The organism is Lentibacillus sp., assembly GCF_035301925.1.
Classification (GTDB): domain Bacteria; phylum Bacillota; class Bacilli; order Bacillales; family Amphibacillaceae; genus Lentibacillus.
On record NZ_DATGTI010000018.1, the window covers coordinates 1 to 23502 of the forward strand.

Annotated in this window: 22 protein-coding genes and 12 tRNA genes; 3 read left to right on the top strand and 31 right to left on the bottom strand. The window is 43.9% G+C overall.

Annotated features, from left to right (window positions below):
• Positions 1 to 216: 216 nt before the first annotated feature.
• The 13 genes from VK080_RS01780 to VK080_RS01840 all read right to left on the bottom strand — a co-directional run bounded on the left by VK080_RS01780 (position 217) and on the right by VK080_RS01840 (position 2270).
• A tRNA-Ile gene (locus VK080_RS01780) sits at positions 217 to 290 on the bottom strand.
• A gap of 5 nt (positions 291 to 295) precedes the next feature.
• Positions 296 to 369: transfer RNA gene (locus tag VK080_RS01785), tRNA-Gly, on the bottom strand.
• Between the two features lie 38 nt (positions 370 to 407).
• Positions 408 to 484 (bottom strand) — tRNA-Pro (locus VK080_RS01790).
• Between the two features lie 6 nt (positions 485 to 490).
• Positions 491 to 567: transfer RNA gene (locus VK080_RS01795), tRNA-Arg, on the bottom strand.
• A 57-nt stretch (positions 568 to 624) separates the two neighbouring features.
• Positions 625 to 708: transfer RNA gene (locus tag VK080_RS01800), tRNA-Leu, on the bottom strand.
• Between the two features lie 57 nt (positions 709 to 765).
• A tRNA-Leu gene (locus tag VK080_RS01805) sits at positions 766 to 848 on the bottom strand.
• 5 nt (positions 849 to 853) lie between these two features.
• Positions 854 to 929 (bottom strand) — tRNA-Lys (locus VK080_RS01810).
• Between the two features lie 178 nt (positions 930 to 1107).
• Positions 1108 to 1182: transfer RNA gene (locus VK080_RS01815), tRNA-Gln, on the bottom strand.
• Between the two features lie 5 nt (positions 1183 to 1187).
• Positions 1188 to 1264, bottom strand: a tRNA-Asp gene (locus VK080_RS01820).
• 28 nt (positions 1265 to 1292) lie between these two features.
• A tRNA-Glu gene (locus VK080_RS01825) sits at positions 1293 to 1364 on the bottom strand.
• A 6-nt stretch (positions 1365 to 1370) separates the two neighbouring features.
• Positions 1371 to 1462: transfer RNA gene (locus VK080_RS01830), tRNA-Ser, on the bottom strand.
• Between the two features lie 6 nt (positions 1463 to 1468).
• A tRNA-Asn gene (locus VK080_RS01835) sits at positions 1469 to 1543 on the bottom strand.
• Between the two features lie 256 nt (positions 1544 to 1799).
• A complete protein-coding gene (locus VK080_RS01840) occupies positions 1800 to 2270 on the bottom strand; it encodes a SprT family protein (protein WP_324223095.1) in 471 nt (156 codons plus the stop codon).
• A 517-nt stretch (positions 2271 to 2787) separates the two neighbouring features.
• Here VK080_RS01840 and VK080_RS01845 point away from each other — a divergent pair.
• Positions 2788 to 4284 carry a catalase gene (locus tag VK080_RS01845; protein ID WP_324223096.1) on the top strand — a complete coding sequence of 499 codons (1497 nt, stop codon included), beginning with the start codon at positions 2788 to 2790 and terminating at the stop codon, positions 4282 to 4284.
• Positions 4285 to 4633: 349 nt separating this feature from the next.
• Here VK080_RS01845 and VK080_RS01850 read toward each other — a convergent pair whose 3' ends face one another.
• From VK080_RS01850 to acpS, 15 genes are all read right to left on the bottom strand, one after another.
• On the bottom strand, positions 4634 to 6793 hold the full coding sequence (locus tag VK080_RS01850; RefSeq protein ID WP_324223097.1) for a Tex family protein: 2160 nt from the start codon (positions 6791 to 6793) through the stop codon (positions 4634 to 4636).
• Between the two features lie 121 nt (positions 6794 to 6914).
• Complete coding sequence (locus VK080_RS01855) at positions 6915 to 7517, bottom strand: SpoIIE family protein phosphatase (protein WP_324223098.1); 603 nt, start codon at positions 7515 to 7517, stop codon at positions 6915 to 6917.
• Positions 7514 to 8305, bottom strand: a complete 792-nt coding sequence (sigB, locus tag VK080_RS01860; protein WP_324223099.1) for an RNA polymerase sigma factor SigB — start codon at positions 8303 to 8305, stop codon at positions 7514 to 7516. Before sigB ends, VK080_RS01855 begins: the two co-directional genes overlap by 4 nt.
• Complete coding sequence (rsbW, locus tag VK080_RS01865; RefSeq protein WP_324223100.1) at positions 8277 to 8753, bottom strand: anti-sigma B factor RsbW; 477 nt, start codon at positions 8751 to 8753, stop codon at positions 8277 to 8279. The genes sigB and rsbW overlap by 29 nt, the downstream gene beginning before the upstream one ends.
• Positions 8753 to 9085 carry an STAS domain-containing protein gene (locus VK080_RS01870; RefSeq protein ID WP_324223101.1) on the bottom strand — a complete coding sequence of 111 codons (333 nt, stop codon included), beginning with the start codon at positions 9083 to 9085 and terminating at the stop codon, positions 8753 to 8755. Before VK080_RS01870 ends, rsbW begins: the two co-directional genes overlap by 1 nt.
• Before the next feature lie 79 nt (positions 9086 to 9164).
• Positions 9165 to 10175 (bottom strand): PP2C family protein-serine/threonine phosphatase, encoded by a 1011-nt coding sequence (locus VK080_RS01875; RefSeq protein WP_324223102.1) that lies wholly within the window; start codon positions 10173 to 10175, stop codon positions 9165 to 9167.
• A gap of 75 nt (positions 10176 to 10250) precedes the next feature.
• Positions 10251 to 10661: an anti-sigma regulatory factor gene (locus tag VK080_RS01880; protein WP_324223103.1), complete on the bottom strand. Its 411-nt coding sequence runs from the start codon at positions 10659 to 10661 to the stop codon at positions 10251 to 10253.
• 2 nt (positions 10662 to 10663) lie between these two features.
• A complete protein-coding gene (locus VK080_RS01885) occupies positions 10664 to 11020 on the bottom strand; it encodes an STAS domain-containing protein (protein ID WP_324223104.1) in 357 nt (118 codons plus the stop codon).
• Positions 11021 to 11024: 4 nt separating this feature from the next.
• Positions 11025 to 11894 carry an RsbT co-antagonist protein RsbRA gene (locus VK080_RS01890; protein WP_324223105.1) on the bottom strand — a complete coding sequence of 290 codons (870 nt, stop codon included), beginning with the start codon at positions 11892 to 11894 and terminating at the stop codon, positions 11025 to 11027.
• A gap of 354 nt (positions 11895 to 12248) precedes the next feature.
• On the bottom strand, positions 12249 to 12605 hold the full coding sequence (locus VK080_RS01895) for a type II toxin-antitoxin system PemK/MazF family toxin (RefSeq protein WP_324223106.1): 357 nt from the start codon (positions 12603 to 12605) through the stop codon (positions 12249 to 12251).
• 5 nt (positions 12606 to 12610) lie between these two features.
• Positions 12611 to 12898 (bottom strand): antitoxin, encoded by a 288-nt coding sequence (locus VK080_RS01900; protein ID WP_324223107.1) that lies wholly within the window; start codon positions 12896 to 12898, stop codon positions 12611 to 12613.
• Between the two features lie 323 nt (positions 12899 to 13221).
• The gene (gene alr, locus VK080_RS01905) at positions 13222 to 14340 is read right to left on the bottom strand and encodes an alanine racemase (protein ID WP_324223108.1); all 1119 of its coding nucleotides are present in this window, start codon (positions 14338 to 14340) and stop codon (positions 13222 to 13224) included.
• A gap of 95 nt (positions 14341 to 14435) precedes the next feature.
• The gene (locus VK080_RS01910) at positions 14436 to 15452 is read right to left on the bottom strand and encodes an outer membrane lipoprotein carrier protein LolA (RefSeq protein ID WP_324223109.1); all 1017 of its coding nucleotides are present in this window, start codon (positions 15450 to 15452) and stop codon (positions 14436 to 14438) included.
• A 67-nt stretch (positions 15453 to 15519) separates the two neighbouring features.
• Positions 15520 to 17040, bottom strand: coding sequence for an NAD(P)H-hydrate dehydratase (locus tag VK080_RS01915; protein WP_324223110.1), 1521 nt, complete (start codon positions 17038 to 17040; stop codon positions 15520 to 15522).
• 64 nt (positions 17041 to 17104) lie between these two features.
• Positions 17105 to 17470, bottom strand: a complete 366-nt coding sequence (gene acpS / locus VK080_RS01920) for a holo-ACP synthase (protein WP_324223111.1) — start codon at positions 17468 to 17470, stop codon at positions 17105 to 17107.
• A 189-nt stretch (positions 17471 to 17659) separates the two neighbouring features.
• Here acpS and VK080_RS01925 point away from each other — a divergent pair, with 189 nt between their 5' ends.
• Positions 17660 to 18418 (top strand): rhomboid family intramembrane serine protease, encoded by a 759-nt coding sequence (locus tag VK080_RS01925; RefSeq protein ID WP_324223112.1) that lies wholly within the window; start codon positions 17660 to 17662, stop codon positions 18416 to 18418.
• A 116-nt stretch (positions 18419 to 18534) separates the two neighbouring features.
• Here VK080_RS01925 and VK080_RS01930 read toward each other — a convergent pair whose 3' ends face one another.
• The 3 genes from VK080_RS01930 to VK080_RS01940 form a co-directional block, all read right to left on the bottom strand.
• Positions 18535 to 19977 carry a PH domain-containing protein gene (locus VK080_RS01930; RefSeq protein WP_324223113.1) on the bottom strand — a complete coding sequence of 481 codons (1443 nt, stop codon included), beginning with the start codon at positions 19975 to 19977 and terminating at the stop codon, positions 18535 to 18537.
• Positions 19970 to 20449 carry a PH domain-containing protein gene (locus VK080_RS01935; RefSeq protein WP_324223114.1) on the bottom strand — a complete coding sequence of 160 codons (480 nt, stop codon included), beginning with the start codon at positions 20447 to 20449 and terminating at the stop codon, positions 19970 to 19972. The genes VK080_RS01930 and VK080_RS01935 overlap by 8 nt, the downstream gene beginning before the upstream one ends.
• Before the next feature lie 343 nt (positions 20450 to 20792).
• The gene (locus VK080_RS01940; protein ID WP_324223115.1) at positions 20793 to 22277 is read right to left on the bottom strand and encodes a DEAD/DEAH box helicase; all 1485 of its coding nucleotides are present in this window, start codon (positions 22275 to 22277) and stop codon (positions 20793 to 20795) included.
• 256 nt (positions 22278 to 22533) lie between these two features.
• On the opposite strand from VK080_RS01940, the gene VK080_RS01945 reads away from it, so the two are divergent.
• Entirely contained in the window at positions 22534 to 23439 is a 906-nt protein-coding gene (locus VK080_RS01945) for a DMT family transporter (RefSeq protein WP_324223116.1), read from the top strand.
• Positions 23440 to 23502: the final 63 nt, after the last annotated feature.

Genomic DNA, 23502 nt, shown 5'->3' on the forward strand with positions numbered 1-23502 from the left:
TAGGCACGCCGCCAGCGTTCGTCCTGAGCCAAGATCAAACTCTCCAATAAAGTTTGAATCAAGATTGACACCGATCAATCTCATTCATGGCTTGCTTTAAAAATTGATTCCAGGGTTTCATTGGCCTGCCGTCGAAATCAAAATTCCGACTTTCGGCCTCTTACCACTGACATCTCTTGCATACTGGTTGTTTTGTTCAGTTTTCAAGGAGCAAAGTGGGCCTGGGTGGACTCGAACCACCGACCTCACGCTTATCAGGCGTGCGCTCTGACCGACTGAGCTACAGGCCCCAAAATGGAGCGGGTGATGGGAATCGAACCCACGACATCAGCTTGGAAGGCTGAGGTTTTACCACTAAACTACACCCGCAAGACTTGATTATTTTGTAAGGTCAAATATGACTTCGATGGTCGGGAAGACAGGATTTGAACCTGCGACCCCATGGTCCCAAACCATGTGCTCTGCCAAACTGAGCTACTTCCCGAAAAAATGGCGCGCCCGAGAGGAGTCGAACCCCTAACCTTCTGATCCGTAGTCAGACGCTCTATCCAATTGAGCTACGGGCGCTTTAAAAGCAACTCCCTTAGTATATCAAAGGGGCAGCAAGATGTCAATAAGTTTTTATGCGGCCGAGAGGACTTGAACCTCCACGGGATAAACTCCCACTAGGCCCTCAACCTAGCGCGTCTGCCATTCCGCCACGACCGCGTATTCACACAAAATAAAATGCCGTGAACTCCACAGCAATATATAAAAACATAAAAGTGCGGATGGAGGGAGTCGAACCCTCACGTCGTAAAGACACTAGATCCTGGGTCTAGCGCGTCTGCCAATTCCGCCACATCCGCAAAAATGGTGAGCCATGCAGGAATCGAACCTGCGACCCTCTGATTAAAAGTCAGATGCTCTACCGACTGAGCTAATGGCTCATGTACGTCACAAAAGGGGTTAAATCTATTCTAGCATTTTTTCTCATGTGCCGTTCGACCGTCGTGCTGCAAGCTGCCGGTAGCTGCACCCCGAAGTCTTCAAACGTGTAGAAACGGCTAGATAATAGGCTCTGTAATTTATATGACTTATGTCGTTTGTCGTTTTTTGCAAAGAAAATGGCTGGGCTAGCTGGATTCGAACCAGCGAATCACGGGATCAAAACCCGTTGCCTTACCGCTTGGCTATAGCCCAACGAATGGCGGTCCGGACGGGACTCGAACCCGCGACCTCCTGCGTGACAGGCAGGCATTCTAACCAACTGAACTACCGGACCAACCGTTTCAGTTTTAAAAAAATCCAAATGACCCGTACGGGATTCGAACCCGTGTTACCGCCGTGAAAGGGCGGTGTCTTAACCACTTGACCAACGGGCCATATAATGGCGGAGAAGGAGGGATTTGAACCCTCGCGCCGGCAAAGCCGACCTACACCCTTAGCAGGGGCGCCTCTTCAGCCACTTGAGTACTTCTCCATAAAATGGCTCCACAGGCAGGATTCGAACCTGCGACCGATCGGTTAACAGCCGATAGCTCTACCGCTGAGCTACTGTGGAATAATCTGAAATAATCAAGGCAGTATATGCCAATGTTTTGTATTCGCGTTATTTTTCGTCTTGTAAGCCATCAATTTTCCGCGACGAAAAATATAATACAATAGATGGCATCGAATGTCAACATCTTATAAAGAGATTTTTTTGAAAGGGCCAAATAAGCGTCCTTAAAGTGTCCATCACATTTAAGGCTTACTTAATTTAACATGTAAGCTGGGTTTCGTCAATACTATCAGTATACGCCATGCCTGAATGACTTTCAGCTTAGCGTCAGATGGGTGACCATGACCAGTTTGCCTTTGCACTTGCCGCATCTGTATCTATTCAAATCAACCCTGCGCAACCTTTTATACATGTGATGACACGATTGACATTTATAAAGATATTTCGGGCGTTTTTCAACTGATGGCAGCGGTGAACAGTGCCTGGGTGATCCTGTCTGTTTTAGAAGTTCCTTAAAATCCCGATCACCGTGTTTGTAACCTTTTCCTTCAATATGAAGATGATAATGGCAAAGTTCATGTTTAAGAATCCCAATCACTTCTTCCTCATTCATCTCAAGAACATATTTGGGATTCAGTTCAATCGTTCTTTTTGCCGGAAGATATCTTCCGCCGGTTGTTCTAAGACGGTTATTGAATTTTACGACGTCCACAAAAGGCTTATGGAAGTGTTGGTGGGAAAGACGATTGACTAATTCACGCAAATCATTCTCATTTAGATTATTCACTTGAAAACCTTCCTTATTATTAAACACAATACTTTAGCATACGTCTGTAAGCAAACCGGTAAGTCGGCAACCACCTAAAAATTGTTTTAGTAACATATTCGCTTCTATTTTAGCAGATTAAATTTTATCGTGCGACACACTTCGGTTCTGAAATACACTATTTAAAATTATTATGATTAAATATTGATTTTTAATAAATTTATATTATAATAGTACATGGGTTGAAAAGAATTGCCCAATATTGCGGAGTGTTTTTAGATAACTAACATAATAAATGATCTAAAGCTTATCACGATTTTCATCTAATAAATATAGATAAGAAAATAAGATATGAATTTATAATGTTAGTTAATCGTCTTGCTAGGTTAGTCTTAACTACATAATAGCAAATGACCCTTTCTTCCGCAATTTTGCGATTCTAATCACCCTGCATACAATCTACTAAGCTACTTCATAGTATTATTATAATCACTATGTTATTATAATAATTATAAAATAAACAGGAGGGAATAGATTCATGAGTGAGCATGAAAATAAAAAGAAATTAACAACAGCATTCGGTGCTCCGGTACCTAATGATGATGATTCCAAAACGGCCGGTAAACGTGGACCACTGTTAATGGAAGATTACTGGTTCCTGGAAAAAATGGCTCATTTTGACAGAGAAGTCATTCCGGAACGCCGGATGCACGCAAGAGGAGCCGGTGCATATGGGACATTTACCGTAACACACGATATTACAAAATATACAAAAGCGGACATGTTCTCTGAAATCGGCAAACAGACTGATATGTTTATCCGTTTTTCAACCGTTGCTGGTGAACGCGGGGCTCCAGAAGCAGAACGTGACATCCGCGGAACAGCCATGAAATTCTATACAGAAGAAGGTAACTGGGATCTTGTGGGTAACAACACACCAGTATTCTTCATGCGAGATCCAAAGAAATTTACGGATCTGAACCACGTTGTAAAACGCAATCCTAAAACAAATTTAAAAGATGCAAATGCAAAATACGACTTCTGGTCATTATTGCCTGAAGCACTGCATCAAGTAACGATTCAAAATACTAACCGCGGTATTCCGGCCAGTTTCCGAAATATGCATTTATTCAGCAGTCATGCGTATAGTATGATCAATGCCGATAATGAGCGTGTATGGGTCAAATTCCATTTCCGCACACAGCAAGGCATTAAAAACCTGAAAGACGATGAAGCAGAAAAACTAAGAGGACAAGAGCCTGACAGCCATACAAAAGATCTATATAATGCCATCGCAAACGGCTATTATCCAAAATGGACATTATATATTCAAGTCATGACCGAAGAAGAAGCTAAAAATATGCCATATAACCCATTTGACTTGACGAAAGTCTGGTATAAAGAAGACTTCCCGCTGATTGAAGTCGGCGAATTGGAACTGAACCGTAATCCAGATAACTACTTTACTGAAGTAGAGCAGGCTGCATTTGCGCCAACGAATATTGTACCGGGCATTGGTTTCTCACCTGATAAAATGCTGCAGGGTCGTATATTCTCATACAGCGATACACAGCGCTATCGTTTAGGTGTTAATCATTGGCAAATTCCGGTTAACTATCCTAAAAATGCGAAGAACTTCCATCCATACCATCGTGATGGCGCAATGCGCGTATTGCACGGAGATGAAGGCGGAACTGTTCACTATACGCCTAACAGTTATGGTGAATGGGAAGACCAAAAAGACCTTCAAGAACCAGCTTTAGAAATTAGTGGAGCGGCCGATTATCATAATTTCCGCGAAGATGATGACAATTATTATGAGCAACCTGGTAAACTGTTCCGTCTCCTAAGTACGGAAGAACAGCAAGATCTATTTGAAAATACGGCACGTGATATGGAAGGAGCAACCAAAGAAGTCAAACTGAGACATATCACGAACTGCTATAAAGCTGATCCTGCTTATGGCGAAGGTGTCGCAAAAGCTGCCGGCATCCCAATAAGTGAGGTCGAAGCGGCCGTCAGTAAAGAAAAATAAAGTGTAACTTCATTCCGTGGAGCGTTATTCTCCACGGAATATTATTTAAACAGAGCCGCACATCCATAGACACTAACCGCCATTCTTTGGCGGTTTAATGGCCATTACATGCGGGATAAAGCGAAACTCCATTCAGCGGAGCGGTTTTCTCCGCTGAATGGCAGCTGAGCAGAATCGGGCATTTATGGCCATTTAACCGCTGTTCTTAGGCGGTTTAATGGCCATTACATGCGGGATAAACGGTAAAAAAAGACTGTCCAACTTACAGGACAGTCTTTTTTATGCTTATTTCATATCTGATTGGCGTACAAATAGAACGCTTATTTAGGAGCCGTTTTACATAACTGGACTACTTTTCACTTTTGATCATCGACAATGCAATCCGACCTTTGTCGATATCGATACTCTCCACCCATACCGTCACGACATCACCAACTGATGCAATATCCATCGGGTGCTTGACAAATTTGTTGGACATTTTGGAAATGTGCACCAACCCATCCTGTTTAACACCAATATCAACAAATACACCAAAATCGACAACATTGCGGACAGTTCCCTGCATTTCCATGCCCGGCTGTAAATCTTCCAGTGACAAAACATTTTGTTTCAATAACGGTTTCGGCAAATCATCGCGCGGATCACGTTCCGGACGGCTCAGAGCATTGATAATGTCCTGTAAAGTTGGTTCGCCAATATCCAGATCTTTCGCCATTGCTTTGACATCGATAGTGTTCAATCTATTACGCAAAGTTTCGCTTCCGATATCTTCTTTTTCGCAGCCGATCAATTGTAAAAGCTGTTCAACTTGCGTATAGTTTTCGGGATGGATCGGCGTTCGGTCGAGCGGGTTGTCACCATCTAAAACACGCAGAAAGCCAATCCCCTGCTCATATGTTTTTGCACCAAGCCGAGGGATCTTTTTAAGTTGCGTTCGATTGCTGAATTTGCCACCCTCATTTCGTTGTTTCACGATGTTATTAGCGACCGTTTTGCTTAACCCAGCGACATATTGCAATAATGAAGGTGAAGCCGTATTGACGTTAACACCTACTTGGTTAACTGCTGTTTCGACCACAAATGTCAGAGATTCATTCAGTGATTTTTGGCTGACATCGTGCTGATACTGACCAACACCGATTGATTTTGGATCGATTTTCACGAGTTCGGCAAGCGGATCCTGTACCCTCCTGGCAATCGAAGCTGCACTCCGCTCTTCAACCTGCAAATCGGGAAACTCCTCACGTGCCAGTTTGGAAGCCGAATAGACACTTGCACCTGCTTCATTAACAATGATATATGAAATATTCAATTGATGCTTGCCGATCACATCAGAAATAAATTGTTCCGTCTCTCGTGAAGCGGTCCCATTTCCAATCGCTATCAATTCGACATTAAAACGATCAATCAAATCCATAACCGTCTTCTCAGCACCAGCGGTATCATGCTTAGGTGCTGTCGGAAATATGACGCCAACTTCATGCACTTTCCCTGTTTCATCGACAACAGCCAATTTGCACCCTGTCCGGTAGGCTGGATCAACGCCAAGCACTGTTTTTTCTTTAAGCGGTGGCTGCAGCAAAAGGTTTTTCAAGTTTTGAGCAAACACATCAATTGCCTGGTCTTCGGCTTTTTCCGTTAAGCTGCTGCGGATTTCCCGTTCAACGGCCGGCTGAATGAGTCGTTTATAGCCATCTTTAATCGCATCCTGGAGTATTTTAGCCGTCTCCTGATTACCTTTGTTGGTGATCACACTGCGCTGCAGAAAATCCAGAATACGTTCTGTCGGCGGTTCAACCGTCACTTTCAAAATATCTTCTTTCTCACCGCGGTTTAATGCTAAAATACGATGCGAAACCATTGAACGAACAGCCTCATCATACGTATAGTACATTTCATAGACGCCCTTTTCGTCTTTGGCTGTATCTTTACCTTCAGAATGAACGGTTCCGCGCTTATATGTTTCACCGCGGATGTATTCACGATATTCCGGTTCGTCTGAAATCCATTCCGCCAAAATATCATTGACACCTTTAAGCACATCTTCAATGGTATTTAATTCATGTTCATCCGATAAATAGTTTTCCGCTTCATTGTTCACATCACTTATTGCCTGTTCCCACACAAGAACCGCCAGCGGTTCCAGACCTTTTTCTTTTGCCTTTGTCGCTCGTGTACGGCGTTTCTGCTTGTATGGCCGGTATAAATCTTCCACCCGCTGCAATTGGGTTGCCGCTGTGATATCACGTTCCAGTTCCTCAGTAAGCTTTCCCTGCTCGTCAATCAGACGGATGACTTCTTCTTTCCGTTCAGCCAGATTCACCGCATATTGCCACTTGTCGTGAATCTGTTTTATCTGAACCTCATCCAATCCGCCCGTTATTTCTTTTCGGTAACGCGCAATAAATGGTACCGTATTCCCTTCGTCCATTAAGGCGATTACCTTTTTGACCGTAGCAGTCTTGACATCCGTTTCCTTTGCTACCCATTCTTCCAGTTCAGTTGCCACATAAGTTCCTCCTCAAACGAATAATCAGCGAACGTTCCCCCGCTGATCAATTCTCAAAATACATGTCCATTTTACCAAAAAGCCGTAAAAAGGAAAAAGACCGGCCCGTTTCAAGCCGATCTCAGCCTTGATATTGTATCGCAATCAATGTTGTATCATCCGATCTCACAACGCCATCTGTGTAATCAGCGAATGTCTGAACAACATGATAGACGTCTTTGTTCAACAAAAATCGATGTGATAAGTCTTTATCCGTAACGCCGTCGGAAAATAAAATAAACCGCATCATCGGACGAAGCTTGTCAGTCACAACCTTAAATGGTCTGTGATAGCCAGCCAGATAACCGTTGTTCGGTATATTCCGTTTCTTCTTTCCGTTGTCCGTAATGGTTAAAATCCCGATATTACCAATTGATGAAAATGAATATTGATGTGATTTGAAGTCGATTCTTAAAATCCCGATAACCGCCCCGCGTTTTCCTATTAACTGCTGATTGCATTTTTTGATCAGCTGTTCAATCGTTGCATCAATGTTGTCTCTTATAATACCGATCACGATTTCAGAAGATTCCCTCGCAAATTCGCCGCTTCCCAAACCATCCGCAAGTGCACATACATATTCATTGTCGGTTTCGGTATAAAAATAACTGTCTCCGCAATAATGTTGACCTTGCTTCGCTTTTTGGAAGACAGCTGTTTCAACTTTGACGGGTTTATAATTCAATCCAGAATCTCCGTACTTTCATTTTGCAGTACCTCACGGAGTTTTCGTAATGAGCGGCGTTGTAACCGTGATACATGCATTTGGGAAATCCCCAGTTTTTCACCGGTTTCTTGCTGGCTCATATGTTCAAAATAAGTACATCGTAGAATCTCCTGTTCACGTTCGGTTAGGACGGGAAGTATTTTTTCCAGCAGCATCCGCTGGTCAACATTATCAAAGTCGCTGTCACGATTACCGACCAGATCCAAGATAGCAACTGTACTCCCATCGGAATCTGCTTCGAGTTTTTTATCAACCGACAGTGCTTTATAACTTTTGCTCATCTCCATCGTTTCCAGCACTTCTTCTTCAGAGACGTTCAAGTAATCGGCAATTTCCTTAACGGTTGGTGAATGCTGATTTTTTGACGTCAGCTCATCAGCAGCCTTTCGTATTTTCGGGCCTAATTCCTTAATCCGGCGCGGAACATGGACACTCCATGTCTTATCACGGATAAACCGTTTAATTTCGCCGATGATAGTCGGGATAGCGAAAGATTCGAACGATTTTCCATATGAAGCATCGTACCGTCTGACAGCAGCAATCAGACCAATCATCCCCACTTGTGTCAGGTCTTCATGTATACTGCTGTTTTTTGAATATTTCCCTGCAATTGACTCAACCAAGTCCGTATAGGCCAGTACAATCGTTTCCTGCAGGACTTCATTTTTCGGGTCTTTCTGGAGGTCTTCGATGTATTGGTAAATGTCCTTCTGGTTTTTATTGGGTTGTTGAGATTTGGTCGTCATCAAGCCCCACCTCTGCTTTGTGAAGGTACTTTGTCATTAAAACAGTGACACCATAATCGTTATTGATCTCCACTTTATCCATAAGTGCATCGATCAGGAATAAGCCAAAGCCACCTTCACGCAAATTTTCGACGGACTCATCACCTTCGTAAGGACCAATCCCCCCTTTTATTTCACTCAAATCAAAGCTGCCTCCATGATCAGCTACCATAACCTCCAGACGATCATCATAAATACCAAATCCAATCGTTACTTCACCATTCTCCTCTTCATAGTAGGCGTGATCGACGACATTCGTAATCGCCTCGGAAACAGCCACCTTAAAATCCTCAATGGCTTCATACCCAAACCCCTGCCGGTTCGCGACTCCCGAGACACTAAGACGTACGACACCGATATATTCTGCTCTTGCCGGAATCTTCATTTCAATAAAATCAAATTTTTCCATTATTCATTTCCACCTCGAATAGCAGTATCAATCGTCATGATTTCATCGAGTCCTGTTATCCGAAACAACCTTTTCACACGATCCTGCAAATTAACCAAACGCATGTCACTATTATTTTCATTCGTTGATTTCAATGCACTGATAAAAATTCCCAAGCCTGTACTATCCATATAATGAACATCTTCCAGATTCACCTCTGTCTGATGTCCTTCTTTTTTCGTCAGCGGTAATAAATTTTCCTTCAGCTGTGGTGCAGTATAGGCATCAATTTCACCTGATAGTTTTACAACAGATTTCTCGTTACCCTCTGTAACATCGATTTTCAAATTCATCAGGACCCTCCTATTCTATGAATATTATCATGAAAAATTCCTGAACATATCATCGTCCTATTCCCCTGAAGTATGACGGCTAAACTTCTTTACGTAAAACAATCAGCGTGAAATCGTCCCGTAAATGAAAATCCTGCATCCGCTCGAAATGTTTAAATACTTTATTGACCATCTCCTGTGCCGGCAAATCAGCGTACTTTTCGATGACTTCCAACACTTCCTCCGTTTCAATAAACCTTTCACCCTGCCTGCATTCTGTCACGCCATCGGTAAGCAGGATAACCATATCACCCTTCTGAATGGTGCGTTCATATTCCCGGTAGTCCACATCCGGGGATACACCAAGCACAAGTCCTTTTGTTTTAATTTCTTCAAACGTTTTCGTTTTGGCATTATAATGAAAACCAGGTTCATGTCCGGCGGATGAATAGTAAATTTTGCTTTCAGATGGAAGATATTGTGCATAAAACATAGTGATGAACATACTTGAATCAACGTTTCGTTCAACAACCCGATTTAAATTTTTCAATATGGTCCTGGGGCTTAAAGTAGATTTGGGCAAGCTGTCCATGGAGTATTTGATCATTGACATGCATAATGCTGCGGGGATGCCTTTTCCAATGACATCGGCCACAGCAATCCCGATTGAATTATCCTCACCCATAAGAAAATGATAATAATCACCATTCATCTGGTGAGCCGGTACACTGACAACACCTATATCCAAGCCGTCGATTTCAGGTTTCATCGTTGTCAACAGGGTATCCTGCATATTTGCCGCTACGGCGATTTCTGATTTAATTTCCGATTGTTCTTCCCGCAGTGAACGGTATTCCTGATGAGCAATTCCATAAGAAATCATGATTTCCAATAAAAAATTCATGGAATGCTGAAAATACGTCGGAATATCAGGGTACAACTCTGACAGTGCCTGAATATGAAGGTTAATAATCTCTTCAGGCGGAACATTGTTTTTAATGAACGCTTTACTGATTTGCTCAGCACCATAAAGGGATTGCTCATCCCGTATTTCGATGTAATGCTTTAATAACTGACGATAATTGCTGATATCCGTATCAAGGGTTGCCATACAATCCGCCCCCTATTATAAAACAGCAAAAGGAGCCCATCACAAACCCATGTTCCCCCCTTTGCCGTTCGTAAGTCAATTTGTATTTCTCAACCATTTCCTAGCTTTGACTTCAGTGCCCCTGCCCTCTTCTGATCTGATATCAAATTGGTCAACCAAACGCTTCACGCCAGGGAGCCCCGCACCCAATCCTCCCGTTGTGGAGTACCCATCTTCCATCACCTGACTGATATTTTTTATCCCGGGACCGGTATCAAGCGCTATAACGGTTAAACCTTTCTGATCATCCTCCTCGGAAATCTCAAAACATACCTTTCCGCTGTCAGCATATAAATAGATATTACGGGCGAGTTCCGATATCGCAGTGGTCAGACGAGCCTGGTCAACTGTCCCAAACCCCACTTGACGTGCCTTGTCTCTGCCAAGCTGACGCGCCTGGACGATATCCCACTCTTTTTCAATTGTAACACAGGATTGAAGGTCCATACTCATTCCCCCAATTCCTGGTGTAGTTTAATCAGTCCTTGCTCCAAGTCTAATGCAGTTGGTACATCTTTCAAATGCACGCCCAAATCAATCAGAGTCACAGCAACTGCAGGCTGGATGCCGGTCAATACCACTTTGGCCCCCATAAGATCTGACATGGTCACAACGTCGCCCAGGACTTTTGCGATAAATGAATCGATGATTTCCACTGATGTCAGGTCAATCACAACGCCTGTTGCGCCGGTTTGATGAATTTTATCCAATAAATCTTCCTGGAACTGTATAGCTGTATTATCATCCATCTCTGTCTGGATTGAAATCAATAAATAATCGTGCAATTTTAATATCGGTATCCGCATGTTATCACGCTCCACCAAGCGAGTCGATCATTTGCTCAATCGCATTGTCTTTCTTTTCCGTATCAACAATTCTGCGGTTGGTCAGTTCAAGTGCTTTAATAAACCCTTTTCTCAGTGAGCTTTTGGTTGGGAATTTGCCCAGATCGATTCCCAGGTTCACAATCGTCTGGGCAATTTCAGGACGTATCCCCACAAGGATGCATGTTGACCCGACCAACCGAACCGCTTCGGCTGCTTGGACAATATGATGTGCAACCATTGTATCAACAACCGGTACGCCGGTGATATCGATTAAAACAACCTCTGAGTTATGCTTCATGACCCCTTCAAGCAGATTTTCCATAATTAATTTGGCACGCTCGGTATCAATCGTACCTACCAGCGGCATAACCGTGATATTATCTATAACCGGAATAAGCGGGGCAGATAATTCCTGAAGTGCCACACGCTGCAGGGAAAGGATATTTTCCCAATTACCTGAGTATTCATTGACCAACTGTCTGATCAGCGGTTCAACCCATTTATCCACGCTCTGCAGCAACTGAGAAATATAGCCGGTATTAATTTGATCGGATTGTTCCAGAATAAAGTCAATGGTTACCCGTCTGAAAACCTGCAGACCATCTGTTATGTAACTCACCTTCCAGCCGAGATTGATCAGCTTCTCAGAAAATGCTTTCAGCTGTTTCGTATCACCCTGGTCTTTAATACTGCTGAAAATAATATTGACAAATTCCCTGTTAGTACTTTCCAATAATTCATCCGAGACACTAACGGTATAATTGAAGCCTTTCAGTGATTCAATCTCATCGATCCATTTTTGGACGATAACATCACTGTTGTCCAATACAATTTTTCTAAATTTTCTATCCATATTGTCCTCCTACTATTTATCCCTGAATTATCAATCGCTCTTCGAAAAATTTTGTTAGAGGTTGCTCAGAAAGTCCGGTAAAAATGACACACACCGAACAGGGGATCTTCTGCTGAAACCGCCACTTCCTGTGACGGGCGCAGAAGTCACCACAAACAAGAGAAGCTCGTTAGCTTGTTTCTCCGCTGCTCGAAACTGCACCGCCTCGAAAATCTCGGTCGTTTTTATCCTCCTTTTTGAACACGCACTGTTGCCTATTAATTTGCATTTTATCATAAATTTAGTCAAAATTCGATAAATCAGTTATTCAGACATAAAAAAATACCCCTGTTTCCGGTCAGAAAGGGGCACCTATTAATCATACATTTCTTTCAATCCAAGGCTGATTTCCAAAGCCTTATCAATCTTTTCCATCATATGATTATCCAGTTTTGTGATATTATCGGTCAACCGCTGCTTATCCAACGTTCTGATTTGTTCCAGCAATATAACCGAGTTACGGTCAAATCCATAGCGTTTCGCGTCGATCTCCACATGTGTCGGGAGTTTGGCCTTCTGAATCTGAGCAGTTATAGCAGCAACAATAACCGTTGGGCTGAACCGGTTGCCGATATTATTCTGCAGGATCAATACTGGGCGTATGCCCCCTTGCTCTGATCCCACAACAGGGGATAAGTCGGCGAAATAAACTTCGCCTCTTTGAACGATCAAGTGCCTTACACCCCGATCACTGTGCGCTGCAAGTTGTTTTTCTCAGCTTCTTCCTCGGCCTGAAATGCTTCCGAAGCGATTGTCAGATTAATATTAGCCATTTCCATATAACCTTGCTGCATTGATTCACGAAACTGCTGGACATGCTCTTCTTTTTTTTGCTCCAAATAATTCTTCGTCGCCTGACAAATGAAATCACTTAAATCACTATTTTCATACTTCATGAGTCCATCCACCTCGTTTAGCAGGTTTTTTGGCAATCGTACTGAAATTTCCTGTAAGCTCTCTGACAAAACCATGCACCTCCGACAACTTGTAAACGATCATGATGAAATTCTTTTTCAATCATACCATTGAATGATATGGTTTGCAAAGGCTTATCAGAAAAAATCCGGGACAGGGAATCAGGCCTCGTGCCCCACTCTACCTCCAGACATATGTCAAACCCATTCGACGTTACTGTGGAAAACCTGACGAAAAATCTTCCTTTTAATCATATTTTACTTAATTGGAAGTTATTATACACATCCCAATAATTGCGGATTCCACTATAAGTGCTAAAAAAGCTCCCGCTATTAATATTATTTTGGAACAGTAATTTTATGCCGAAAAATTCTTATTTGTAAAGCCTCGGTACACGTTCGGGAATCATACATGGTATTTCATAATTGATGGTTTCGAGTTTTTCCGCGATTTCATCGGTTTCAATTTCGTCATTCCCCTGTTTTCCGATTAATGTTACCTTTGTCCCGACAGGATATTCGCCATCAAGCTTAATCATCGTCTGATCCATCGTTATCCTTCCAATAATCGGCATCCTTTTTCCATCGACAAGCACATCCATCCCCTGCAGCTTGCGGATCCAGCCATCCGCATAGCCGATCGGAATGGTCCCGATATATTCATCATCTTTTGTTGTATAGGTGGCACCATAGCTGATTGATTCTTTCCGGGCCATCCTTTTCACATGAATTAACCGGCTGTGTAATGAAAAAGCCGGTTCGAGCTCAATTTCGCGCTCATTTTTCACGACATCTGACGGATATAGTCCATACATAGATATGCCAAACCGTATATAATTATACATTTGTTCAGGAAAACGGATGGATGCGGCACTATTGCCGATGTGGACAGAGACCGGTTCATTCCGGATGGCCTTAAACGTCTGCAGTAAATGTTCAAACCGGCGCCGCTGCATTTCAAAATACGAGAGATCAGCTTCATCAGCGGTGGCAAAATGTGAATAAACACCGGTTAAATGAATTTTCGGGCTGTTCTCAATTTCTTTTGTGATCTCTTCTAATTCTTTTTCTGTCCGCAGCCCAACACGACCCATACCAGTATCCCATTTCATATGGACGTTTACCGGTGATGGGAGTGAAACCCTGTTCACATCATGAATCCATTCCTTTTGAAAGCAAGTCAGCGTGATATCATGTTGTACAGCAACCGGAACATCCTGAGGCAGTACCCGTCCAAATACCAAGATTGGTGCTGTAATATTGGCCTCACGCAATGTTAACGCTTCTTCCAGCAATGCCACCGCAAGCATCTTCGCACCGGATTCCAGCGCCGTTTTGGCAACTTCCACCGCTCCATGGCCATAAGCGTTGGCTTTCACTACTGCTATGATGCCACAGTGCTCAGGCAGTCTTTTTTTCATTTCTCCGATGTTGTGTGCAATTGCATTCAGATCCACTTCAGCCCACGTACTCCGAAACAAGTTACCGTTCATAAAAGTCACCCCTTTGCCATCTGCTCTCTATATTATCGAAAATAGACCAAAATAAAAAGCAGACCCCCTCTCTGAGTCTGCTTGCTACGGTTCATTTACTTCACTTCTTTGCCTTTAACGGATTGTGCAACCTCTATCAATTCGTCACGTGTCAGTTCTTCACTTGCCAGGACAAAATTACTTCCGTTACTGGTCCATTCAATGGTGTTATCAGATAGTGCTCCTATCGCGTGACCCAAATTCACAATCTCGCCTTCTACCATCTTTGGAGAATTCATGGTTGTTGCAACTTCCTGTTTTTCCTGGATCAGCGTGAAATTTTTGTCGCCGGAAAACGTCATAATGACCCGTTCGCCATTTTCCGTATCCACTTCTGATTCTTCAACCAGTTCGGACCCTAGCATGTTCTGTGGATAAATCACGCTGAATGGATCTGTCTCACCTTCACCTGAAACTGGTGCATCTGCCATTCCGCTTGTCATATTTTTCTCCATCGCAAAATCGTCATCTTCAAAAGTGGGGTCTGTATTAAACTCGGAAAAATCGACTTGCACCAGAGCGTTCCGATCTTTATCCAGAACTTTTACCATGACCGGTGTATACAATTTTTTATCAAAGTACACTTCCTGGTATGGCAAGTTATTATTACTTTGATAATTTGTTTTGGTCTCAAAAACGTAATAATCTTCACTGGTGCTGAATTCAGCTTCATTATCTTTCAGGATATCGTTGACAAGTGATTGATAAAGGTATGGTTGGCTGCCATTTTGCGGCCACTCTTCCTGAAATTTGAAGCTTTTATTGAGTGCCGGTGAAAGGACGAATACACCGTCTTCATTTTTCAAAATGATTTGGTTGCCCTCTTCATCCTGTTCATTGCTAAGCTCTACACGATACAGATCTTTTTTCTTATGCCAGACATCTATTTGATACTTCTGATCCTCCTGTCCGGTGTTCATTGTCATTTCGGCCTTTGCTTTATAACCGTTCATGGATTCGAGGTTCGACTCCAATTTCTCCACGACATCCTCCTGGGATTGCTCACCACAGGCGGAAAGCACAAAGATCAAGCCGACAATAACCACAACCCACATACCAAACATTTTTTTCATGGACATGTCTCCCTTGTCGCATCAAACGTTTTGCGAGCCTTTGAACTGACAAAGGGAAAAATCATTGTCACTGGTTTACCGGAAACGTACGATATACTTTTGGAATGCCTTCAATAACATCAGAAGCCATCAGGTCATAAAAAGAATGCGTTTCATCAATGAGACATTCAGCAGCTTTTCCATGGACAAAACAAGCATTGGATAGTGCATCGGTAACCGTTTGCCGCTGCATGATCATGGCCAGCATGATACCGGACAATACATCACCACTGCCGCCTTTGGCAAGTCCCTGATTGCCGGCAGTGTTTACCGTCTGGCCGCCTTCAGGGGTCGTGATGATTGTGAACATTCCTTTGAGCACCACGTATACCTGATAGTTTTTGGCAAACGTTTTTGCATAGGCAAACGGTGATTGCAGCAGCTCCTGAACTGAAATATCAAGCAGCATGCTCATTTCACCCGGATGTGGTGTCAGGACAACAGGCTGTGTACGATGCCGGAGCCGATTGAGCAACGGTTTTAAATGATAAAGCCCATCCGCATCCACAATCAGCGAACACGCCGCTTCCACAGCCTGCTGCACCAATTTTCCGGCTTCCGCATGACGCCCCAGCCCCATACCGATAACGGCCGCATCATAATCATCAAAAGGGATTGTTGTATGACCATTCAGATATCCGTCCGTGTCATCAAGTGTCAGATAGGTTGCTTCCATACAATGCGATGCAGCTGTCGGGATCACGTTTTTTGCTGTAGCGGCTGTCACCAGACCGGCACCTGTCCGTAACGCTGCTTTGGCGGTCATCGCAATCGAACCCGGCATTTCCGTGTTGCCACCGATAACCAATCCCCGTCCGTGCTGACCTTTATGGACGTTGGGCTTTCGCTTTGGCATACGTTCCTGAAAATCTTCCTGCGTCCAGACCCGACGCTGCAGGTTTTTCGTAACAACCATCGGGAGCCCGAATGAAACCGTCGTCCATTCACCGTAATATGGTGCTGTCGATTCCAAAAATGCACTCATTTTTGGGAACCCCGCGATGACTGTCTCGTCGGCTTGTACCGCTTGAAAGTCTCCCATTCCTTCATTTGCCGGCAGCCCTGATGGCATGTCAGCCGAAATAATAAAAGCAGCTGATTCATTCATGATGGTAACCATCTCATCCAGTGGTTCACGAAGCACCCCTTTTGTTCCTATCCCAAGTATGGCATCGACAATCACATCCGCTTCTTCAACTATCACCTCGATTTCGGAAGCCTCGCGGGAAACAAGCACCTCCCCGCCGCATCTGATAAATAGATTTTTGTGAAAAAGACAATCTCCTGCTATTTTTTTATCCGGTACAACTTGTACAACGGCTGCATCGTATCCATTGTTCAGGAGTGTTCTGGCAATAACAAAGCCATCGCCGCCATTGTTTCCGCCGCCTGCAAAAATTCGGATACGATCCGTTTTCCTGACGCTCGCTTCAATCTTATCCGACATGGCCCGCCCTGCATTCTCCATTAACAGCTTGCCATCAATACCTATTTCATGAATGGCTTCCTGATCCATATCGTACATTTCCTCTGCGGTGACAATATACACACTATTCCCTCCTGCCCGCACTAGAATATATGAGACAACCTTTTCAATTATGCAGATTCACTCGTCAAGAGGTTGTTTCCTCAATGACAACCTGTGCCACTGCATAATCTCTGCTGTGCGTGATTGATATAAAAATATTCTCGTTTTCGTAACCGACCACATTCATGACCGGTGCCCCATATGTATCTGTTGTGACTTCCATGTTTTTGAAGCTCAGTTTGCCAATACCGTGGCCGACAGCCTTCGAAAATGCTTCTTTGGCGGCAAATCTCCCTGCAAGATATTCCACCTTCCGCCGATCATTTGTCAATGTATTAAAAAAATTTTTCTCCGTATCTGTCAAAATCTTTTCAGCAAGCCGTTTGTTTTGTTGTATACTATGCTGTATACGGTCCAGTTCAATCATGTCAATTCCGATACCTTTAATCATACCAATCGTTTTCCCTTCTGCAGGTAACTGCATATCATTATACTAAAAGTGTGTATTCTAGTAAGATTATAATGGTCATACTGTAATACTACCATTATAATACCCCGTTGTACTCATACATAAAACCGGAGCCTTTTATGGCAGTTTTAAATGTCATGCATTTTTAAATAAAGGAAGGGAGGAAGACAAATGTTTGTACGGAATGAGCGCAGTATTAAAGAATTTATGCAGCTATATCCGGTTGTTGCCTGGATCATCATTATCCAGCTGGTCCTTTGGTTCCTGACCGGCTTTTTGCATACTCCGCTTGGCAGACTGATCGAAAATTGGGGAATGGGCGTCAACTTTTACATTAGCCAGGGCGAATATTGGCGATTACTGACCTCCATTTTTCTTCACGCCGGCCTTATGCATGTATTATTCAATTCATTTGCACTCGTTTTATTCGGCCCCGCGCTGGAACAGATGCTCGGCAAACTGAAATTCCTCGCCGCTTATCTTGGTGCAGGACTCATCGGCAACCTGGCAACGTTATTACTCGGGCCTGCGCTTTACTCACATGTGGGGGCATCCGGGGCCATTTACGGTTTATTTGGCATCTACGTTTTCATGGTTGCTTTCCGTAAGCATTTGATTGATCAGTCAAGCGCACAAATTATTACCGTCATTTTGGTCATCGGTCTTGTCGTGACATTTTTGCGTTCAGGCATTAACGTCTATGCCCATGTATTCGGATTTATCGGCGGTTTTGCAATTGCGCCGCTCGTATTGGAAAATGTCCGTCCATACAACCCGTGGGTGCGGCGGCAGCACACTGATGATGGATCCATTCAGTTTAATCCGGACCGCTGGCAAAAAAAGCATCGGAACAAAAAAATCCTCAAAAACAGTCTTTGGATTTTCCTGGGGATTCTCGTTGTCCTTGGATTGTTCAGTCGTCTATTTTAAAGGAATCGACCTTACGCCGATTCCTTTAAATTTTATCATCAGAAAGTACATATGATGGATGACCTTACCAGAAAACGCCAGCACATGCTCTAAATCGAGATCAGCATCACGTTTTTCTAAGATCCCTGACTTCTGCGTGAGTACCAATCTGACAGTTCATCAGCATCCGTTTCCTCCATATCCTTGACCGTAAAGTGTGTACCTGTCCCCATTGTGCCGATAATCGACAGCCTCATGGTCGCCAGGTCCTGCAGCTTCTGCAGTTTATGCTGCTTTTTCTCAAATGCCTGGATGCGTTTGTGATACATCATGATTGTGTTACGTCCCAATACACGGTGGCGTATCGTCAATCGCTTCCCTTCCAGTTGAAAACCCCCATCTCTATGCCGCATCCAGCCCAATATCAAAGTGCCAATAAGTAAGATCAAAGGAGCCCAAATAAACGCCGGAAAAAAGATGGCCACGGCCGCTGTGATGAACAAAAACAACAGCGACGAACGCATCAGGTAAAATTTCCGTGCTCGTTTTGGGAGCGGTGCGAACTCATCCCCTGCTCCGGCATAATCCGGCAGAAATGTTTCAAGAAAGTCATCAACTTCATCGCGTTTCATAATCGGGAACAGAATGGAAGAAAAATCCTCCCCTTTAGCCAATGATCCGCCGGCAATTTCTGCAAAAACCGTGACATAGCCAAGCGGCTGCCGGATGATGCTTTCCTGGATGCCGACCGCCTGGATGCGCCTCAATGGAATTGTCAATTGTTTTTTCTCAAGAAGACCGCGGGTTATAAATAATTCATGTTCATTTCTGGTGATCGTGAATTTTCCATACTTAATGATCGTTCCGGCGATGCCAAGCAGCCATAACAGCAAAAAAAACAAAATGGCCATGACAGCAAGAATGACAACACCCAGACCGATGACCCACTGCATGGTACTCTCGTAGAATCGCTCAGGGATGAACTGTTCCACCTGGGAGAAGGCAGTCGCCGCCAACGCCATGACGACACCGATGCTGCCGGATGTTGTACCGGCAATGAATAACCGTTTGAAACTGATGGTGGCAGATGGGTTTGTCTTTTCCACTGATTCATCAGCCGATTCCTCATCTTCTGCCGGTTCCGCACCACGTGATTTCAGTTCCTCCCTTAGTGCTTCCCCTTCCGGCAGTTTAACCGCACTGAGGGACGCTTCCGCATCCATGCCGGTTCCTGCTGTCTCGATTTGCACTTTTGTCAGGTTAAAAATCCGGTGAATAACGCCTGATGTCAAATCAATTGACTGGATACGGTTTTTGGAAATAAAGCGTTTTTTCCGGATGAAAACGCCATACTCAATCCGCAATTCATCGTCCTCAATCCGATATGTGAAGCGATACCATGTCAGCACGCTTCCTGCAATGAAGACAATCAGCAGAACCCCGACAATCAGCCCGAAATAAACAAGCGATTCATCCCGGAATGTAATAAAACCAAGGATAATGGCAAATAAAAACTCACGTACCGTTTTGATCAAATTAAAAATAATCGCTGCCGGGTGTAATCGTTTCGCTTCAAACATCGTCTTCATCCACCCTTGCCAATGCCGAAATCTTATCCCGCAGCTCCGAAGCATCTTCTTCAAGCAATGCTGGTATTTCATGTGTTGTGGCCGCAGTCGAAATTTCCACACTAGCCAGCTTGTACTTTTTCAAAATCGGTCCCTGTTTTGTATCCACGTGCTGGACCCGGATCATCGGAACAAGCGTCCGTGAGACAATCAATATCCCATGCTGAATGTAGATCTCCTGCTCAAACACTTCATAACGCCATCTTCTCCAGCGCAGTTTCGGCAGCAAAAATACGGTGAAAAAGGTACTGACACCGCTGATAAAAATGGCCACCAAACCATACCAATAGGAAAATTCAAATATAAATGCCAATACAAAGAGGGCAATCGTTATTAACCAGAGCACCCCTTCAGCGATTGCGGCCGATATTTTCCATGCTTTGATGGCATCCGGTGCAATCCGGTTAATAGGCGGCTGTCGCATAGTCGTCACTTCCTCCATTACGATAGGTCATCTTAATATTATATACGGATTCATGTTACCAAAGTTTCGACAATATTTACAGATAATGAATGCTTTTAATCCACAAAGCAGTGAATTTTATTTGCAGAACGTGCAGACAGAGCACCGTTTTGAATGGGTGAAATTATGCAAAGCATTGGTACGCTATTTCACTTGTTGACTCGATAACGATAGCGGTTAGAACCTTTACATATTAATAAAAAACCGAGTACGAAACCTTTGCGATTTCTTACTCGATTTCGAATGTTAATTATATGGTTTCTCCACGTTTTCTGAACGGCTATTTTCACAAGGAACTTTCATCTCAGCTATTCGGTTTGCGGTTACGGCGTTTCTGATAGTTTCCTTTACGGTTCCTTCCGCCTTGATTACGGCCACCCTGTTTGCGTCCGCCCTGTCCGCGTTTTCCGTAAAATTTTTTGTTTTGCGGTCTCCCTTTATTGTTCTTGCCGCGTGTTGCTTTTTTCACGCTGATCGGCTGAACGGACGAAATATTGACAGGGGCATTACGTCGTTCTTTTGTCATCATTTTAAGGGCAGCAGCGACCACTGTCATCGAATCGTGCTCCTCGAGCAGCTCACTGGCGGTTTCCTGATACTCCTGCAAACCCTGCTGACCGATCTTTTTCCGCAGTTTGTCTGCCGCCGCCTGCTGCTGGCCGCGTTTGGCTTCCTGATAAGTCGGTGGTGCCATCCGTTTCATTTTGCTTTTGGTCACTTTTTCAATTACATTCAAATGTGCCATTTCCCGGGGTGTAATAAAGGATATGGCTTCCCCTGCGCGTCCTGCTCTTCCGGTACGGCCGATCCGGTGTACATAGCTTTCCGGATCCTGCGGTATATCAAAATTATAAACATGTGTCACACCGGAAATATCAAGTCCGCGTGCCGCTACATCTGTAGCCACCAGTACATCAACACGGTTGTTCTTGAATTTGTTCAAGACCGACATCCGTTTTCCCTGGGTCAGATCCCCGTGAATCCCTTCTGCACGGAAACCGCGTGCCTGAAGCCCATCAGTGATTTCATCCACCCGCTTTTTCGTCCGGCTGAAGACTATCGCAAGCTTTGGTGCATAGTAATCCAAGTGATTCGTCAATGTATCGAATTTTTGCTTCTCGGGAATCTCGATAAAATACTGGTCGATGTTCTCAACCGTCATTTCTTTTGCTTTCACTTTCACTTCTTTCGGACTGTTCATTAGATTTGTCGCAATATCCCGGATTTCTTTCGGCATCGTTGCAGAAAATAGCAATGTCTGCCGCTCTGCCGGAATGTTTTTCAAAATATCGCGTATGTCATCTATGAAACCCATATTCAGCATCTCGTCGGCTTCGTCCAATACAGCTGTCTGAATATTGTCTGTCCGGATGGTTTTGCGCCGCATATGATCAAGAAGTCTTCCGGGGGTTGCAACGACAATGTGCGGACCGTCTTTCAAAGCACGTATTTGTCGTTCCATATGCTGTCCGCCATAAACTGACATCGAACGCACACCTTTAATTTTGCCAAGCCGGTTCAGTTCCTCAGCTGTCTGAATGGCCAATTCCCTTGTGGGCGCAACGACTAATCCCTGGATTTTCCGTTCTTTCGGATCGATTTTTTCAATCATTGGGATGCCGAAAGCTGCGGTTTTTCCCGTGCCTGTCTGCGCCTGTCCGATGACGTCATTTCCCTGTAAGGCGAGCGGGATCGTTTCCGCCTGAATGGGCGTTGCTTCTTCAAAACCCATTTTTTGCAAAGCTTTCATAATGGGCACTGAAATGTTTAGCTCATTGAATGTTGTCACTTTTTAACTATTCTCCTTTTTTATTCCAAAATAAATGATTTAACGTATAATGGCTGTAAAAAGAGGCTTTTCCCAGCAGTGGAAAAAGGCCTCATCCGTGAAATCTCATCCAAAATCGCAGTCATTTTATATTATCACAGTTGCCTGGATAATATCCACCACTTCCTATTATGATTTTTACTTATGGCATGATAAAATATAACAGGTTCTATTATAATAGGTTCTGCAACGAAGAAATCAAAGAAGGAGGTTATGTATGCGTATCCCTCCGTTTAATCCATATTTTGCAGTTGTCATTGGTGTCACAGCTGTTTCAACATCAGCCGTTTTGGTAAAATTGGCAGATCAGGCGCCCGCAGCCATCATTGCGAATTACCGGCTGCTCCTGGCGGTTTTGATCATGGCACCATATGTCCTGCTGAAAAATCGCGATGAATTTCGTTTTATTCAAAAAAAAGACTGGATTTTCTCTGCCCTTGGCGGTATTTTCCTGGCATTTCATTTCATTGTCTGGTTTGAATCATTGAATTATACGTCTGTTGCAAGCTCCGTCGTCCTTGTGACACTGCAGCCGATATTTGCTTTTCTTGGAACCTATTTCTTTTTCCAGGAACGCTTTTCATACGGTGCTATCATCAGCATGATCATCGCCCTCCTGGGAAGTGTGATCATCAGCTGGGGCGACTTTCAGCTCAGCGGTGTCGCTCTATTTGGCGACATGCTGGCACTGTTGGGAGCAGTTTTGGTAACAGCTTATTTCCTGATGGGGCAGCAAGTCAGAAAACGCCTGTCGCTGATGACGTATACATTCATCGTTTATGGTATCAGTTCCATGACGCTTATATTGTACAACCTGATCGCCGGCAATGCCTTTTTTGGATATCCCGCCGATAATTGGCTCGCATTCCTGGCATTGGCAATTTTCCCGACTTTCTTCGGTCACACGCTGTTCAATTGGGCTTTGAAGTGGCTGAGTACAGCAACCATTTCGATGGGAATCGTGTTTGAGCCGGTGGGCGCATCAATCCTCGCCTATTTCATCTTGGGTGAGACGATTACATGGTCACAATGGCTGGGCGGGTCCATCGTCCTGTTCGGCTTGTTCTTGTTCATCATGAGCACGACAAAGAAACGCAACGTCACGATATCGCACCAGAACTGACTTGGATCCTCTAATTGTCAGGAACATGCGCTGCACCGTGGAAAAAGCACAGTAAAAACACCG

Coding starts and splice junctions, on each gene's coding strand:
- VK080_RS01845 (WP_324223096.1), top strand. CDS start 2,788: ATGAGTGAGCATGAAAATAAAAAGAAATTAACAACAGCATTCGGTGCT.
- sigB (WP_324223099.1), bottom strand. CDS start 8,305: ATGACGACCAAATCTCAACAACCCAATAAAAACCAGAAGGACATTTAC.
- rsbW (WP_324223100.1), bottom strand. CDS start 8,753: ATGGAAAAATTTGATTTTATTGAAATGAAGATTCCGGCAAGAGCAGAA.
- VK080_RS01870 (WP_324223101.1), bottom strand. CDS start 9,085: ATGAATTTGAAAATCGATGTTACAGAGGGTAACGAGAAATCTGTTGTA.
- VK080_RS01875 (WP_324223102.1), bottom strand. CDS start 10,175: ATGGCAACCCTTGATACGGATATCAGCAATTATCGTCAGTTATTAAAG.
- VK080_RS01880 (WP_324223103.1), bottom strand. CDS start 10,661: ATGGACCTTCAATCCTGTGTTACAATTGAAAAAGAGTGGGATATCGTC.
- VK080_RS01885 (WP_324223104.1), bottom strand. CDS start 11,020: ATGCGGATACCGATATTAAAATTGCACGATTATTTATTGATTTCAATC.
- VK080_RS01890 (WP_324223105.1), bottom strand. CDS start 11,894: ATGGATAGAAAATTTAGAAAAATTGTATTGGACAACAGTGATGTTATC.
- alr (WP_324223108.1), bottom strand. CDS start 14,340: ATGAACGGTAACTTGTTTCGGAGTACGTGGGCTGAAGTGGATCTGAAT.
- VK080_RS01910 (WP_324223109.1), bottom strand. CDS start 15,452: ATGAAAAAAATGTTTGGTATGTGGGTTGTGGTTATTGTCGGCTTGATC.
- acpS (WP_324223111.1), bottom strand. CDS start 17,470: ATGATTAAAGGTATCGGAATTGACATGATTGAACTGGACCGTATACAG.
- VK080_RS01925 (WP_324223112.1), top strand. CDS start 17,660: ATGTTTGTACGGAATGAGCGCAGTATTAAAGAATTTATGCAGCTATAT.
- VK080_RS01930 (WP_324223113.1), bottom strand. CDS start 19,977: ATGTTTGAAGCGAAACGATTACACCCGGCAGCGATTATTTTTAATTTG.
- VK080_RS01935 (WP_324223114.1), bottom strand. CDS start 20,449: ATGCGACAGCCGCCTATTAACCGGATTGCACCGGATGCCATCAAAGCA.
- VK080_RS01945 (WP_324223116.1), top strand. CDS start 22,534: ATGCGTATCCCTCCGTTTAATCCATATTTTGCAGTTGTCATTGGTGTC.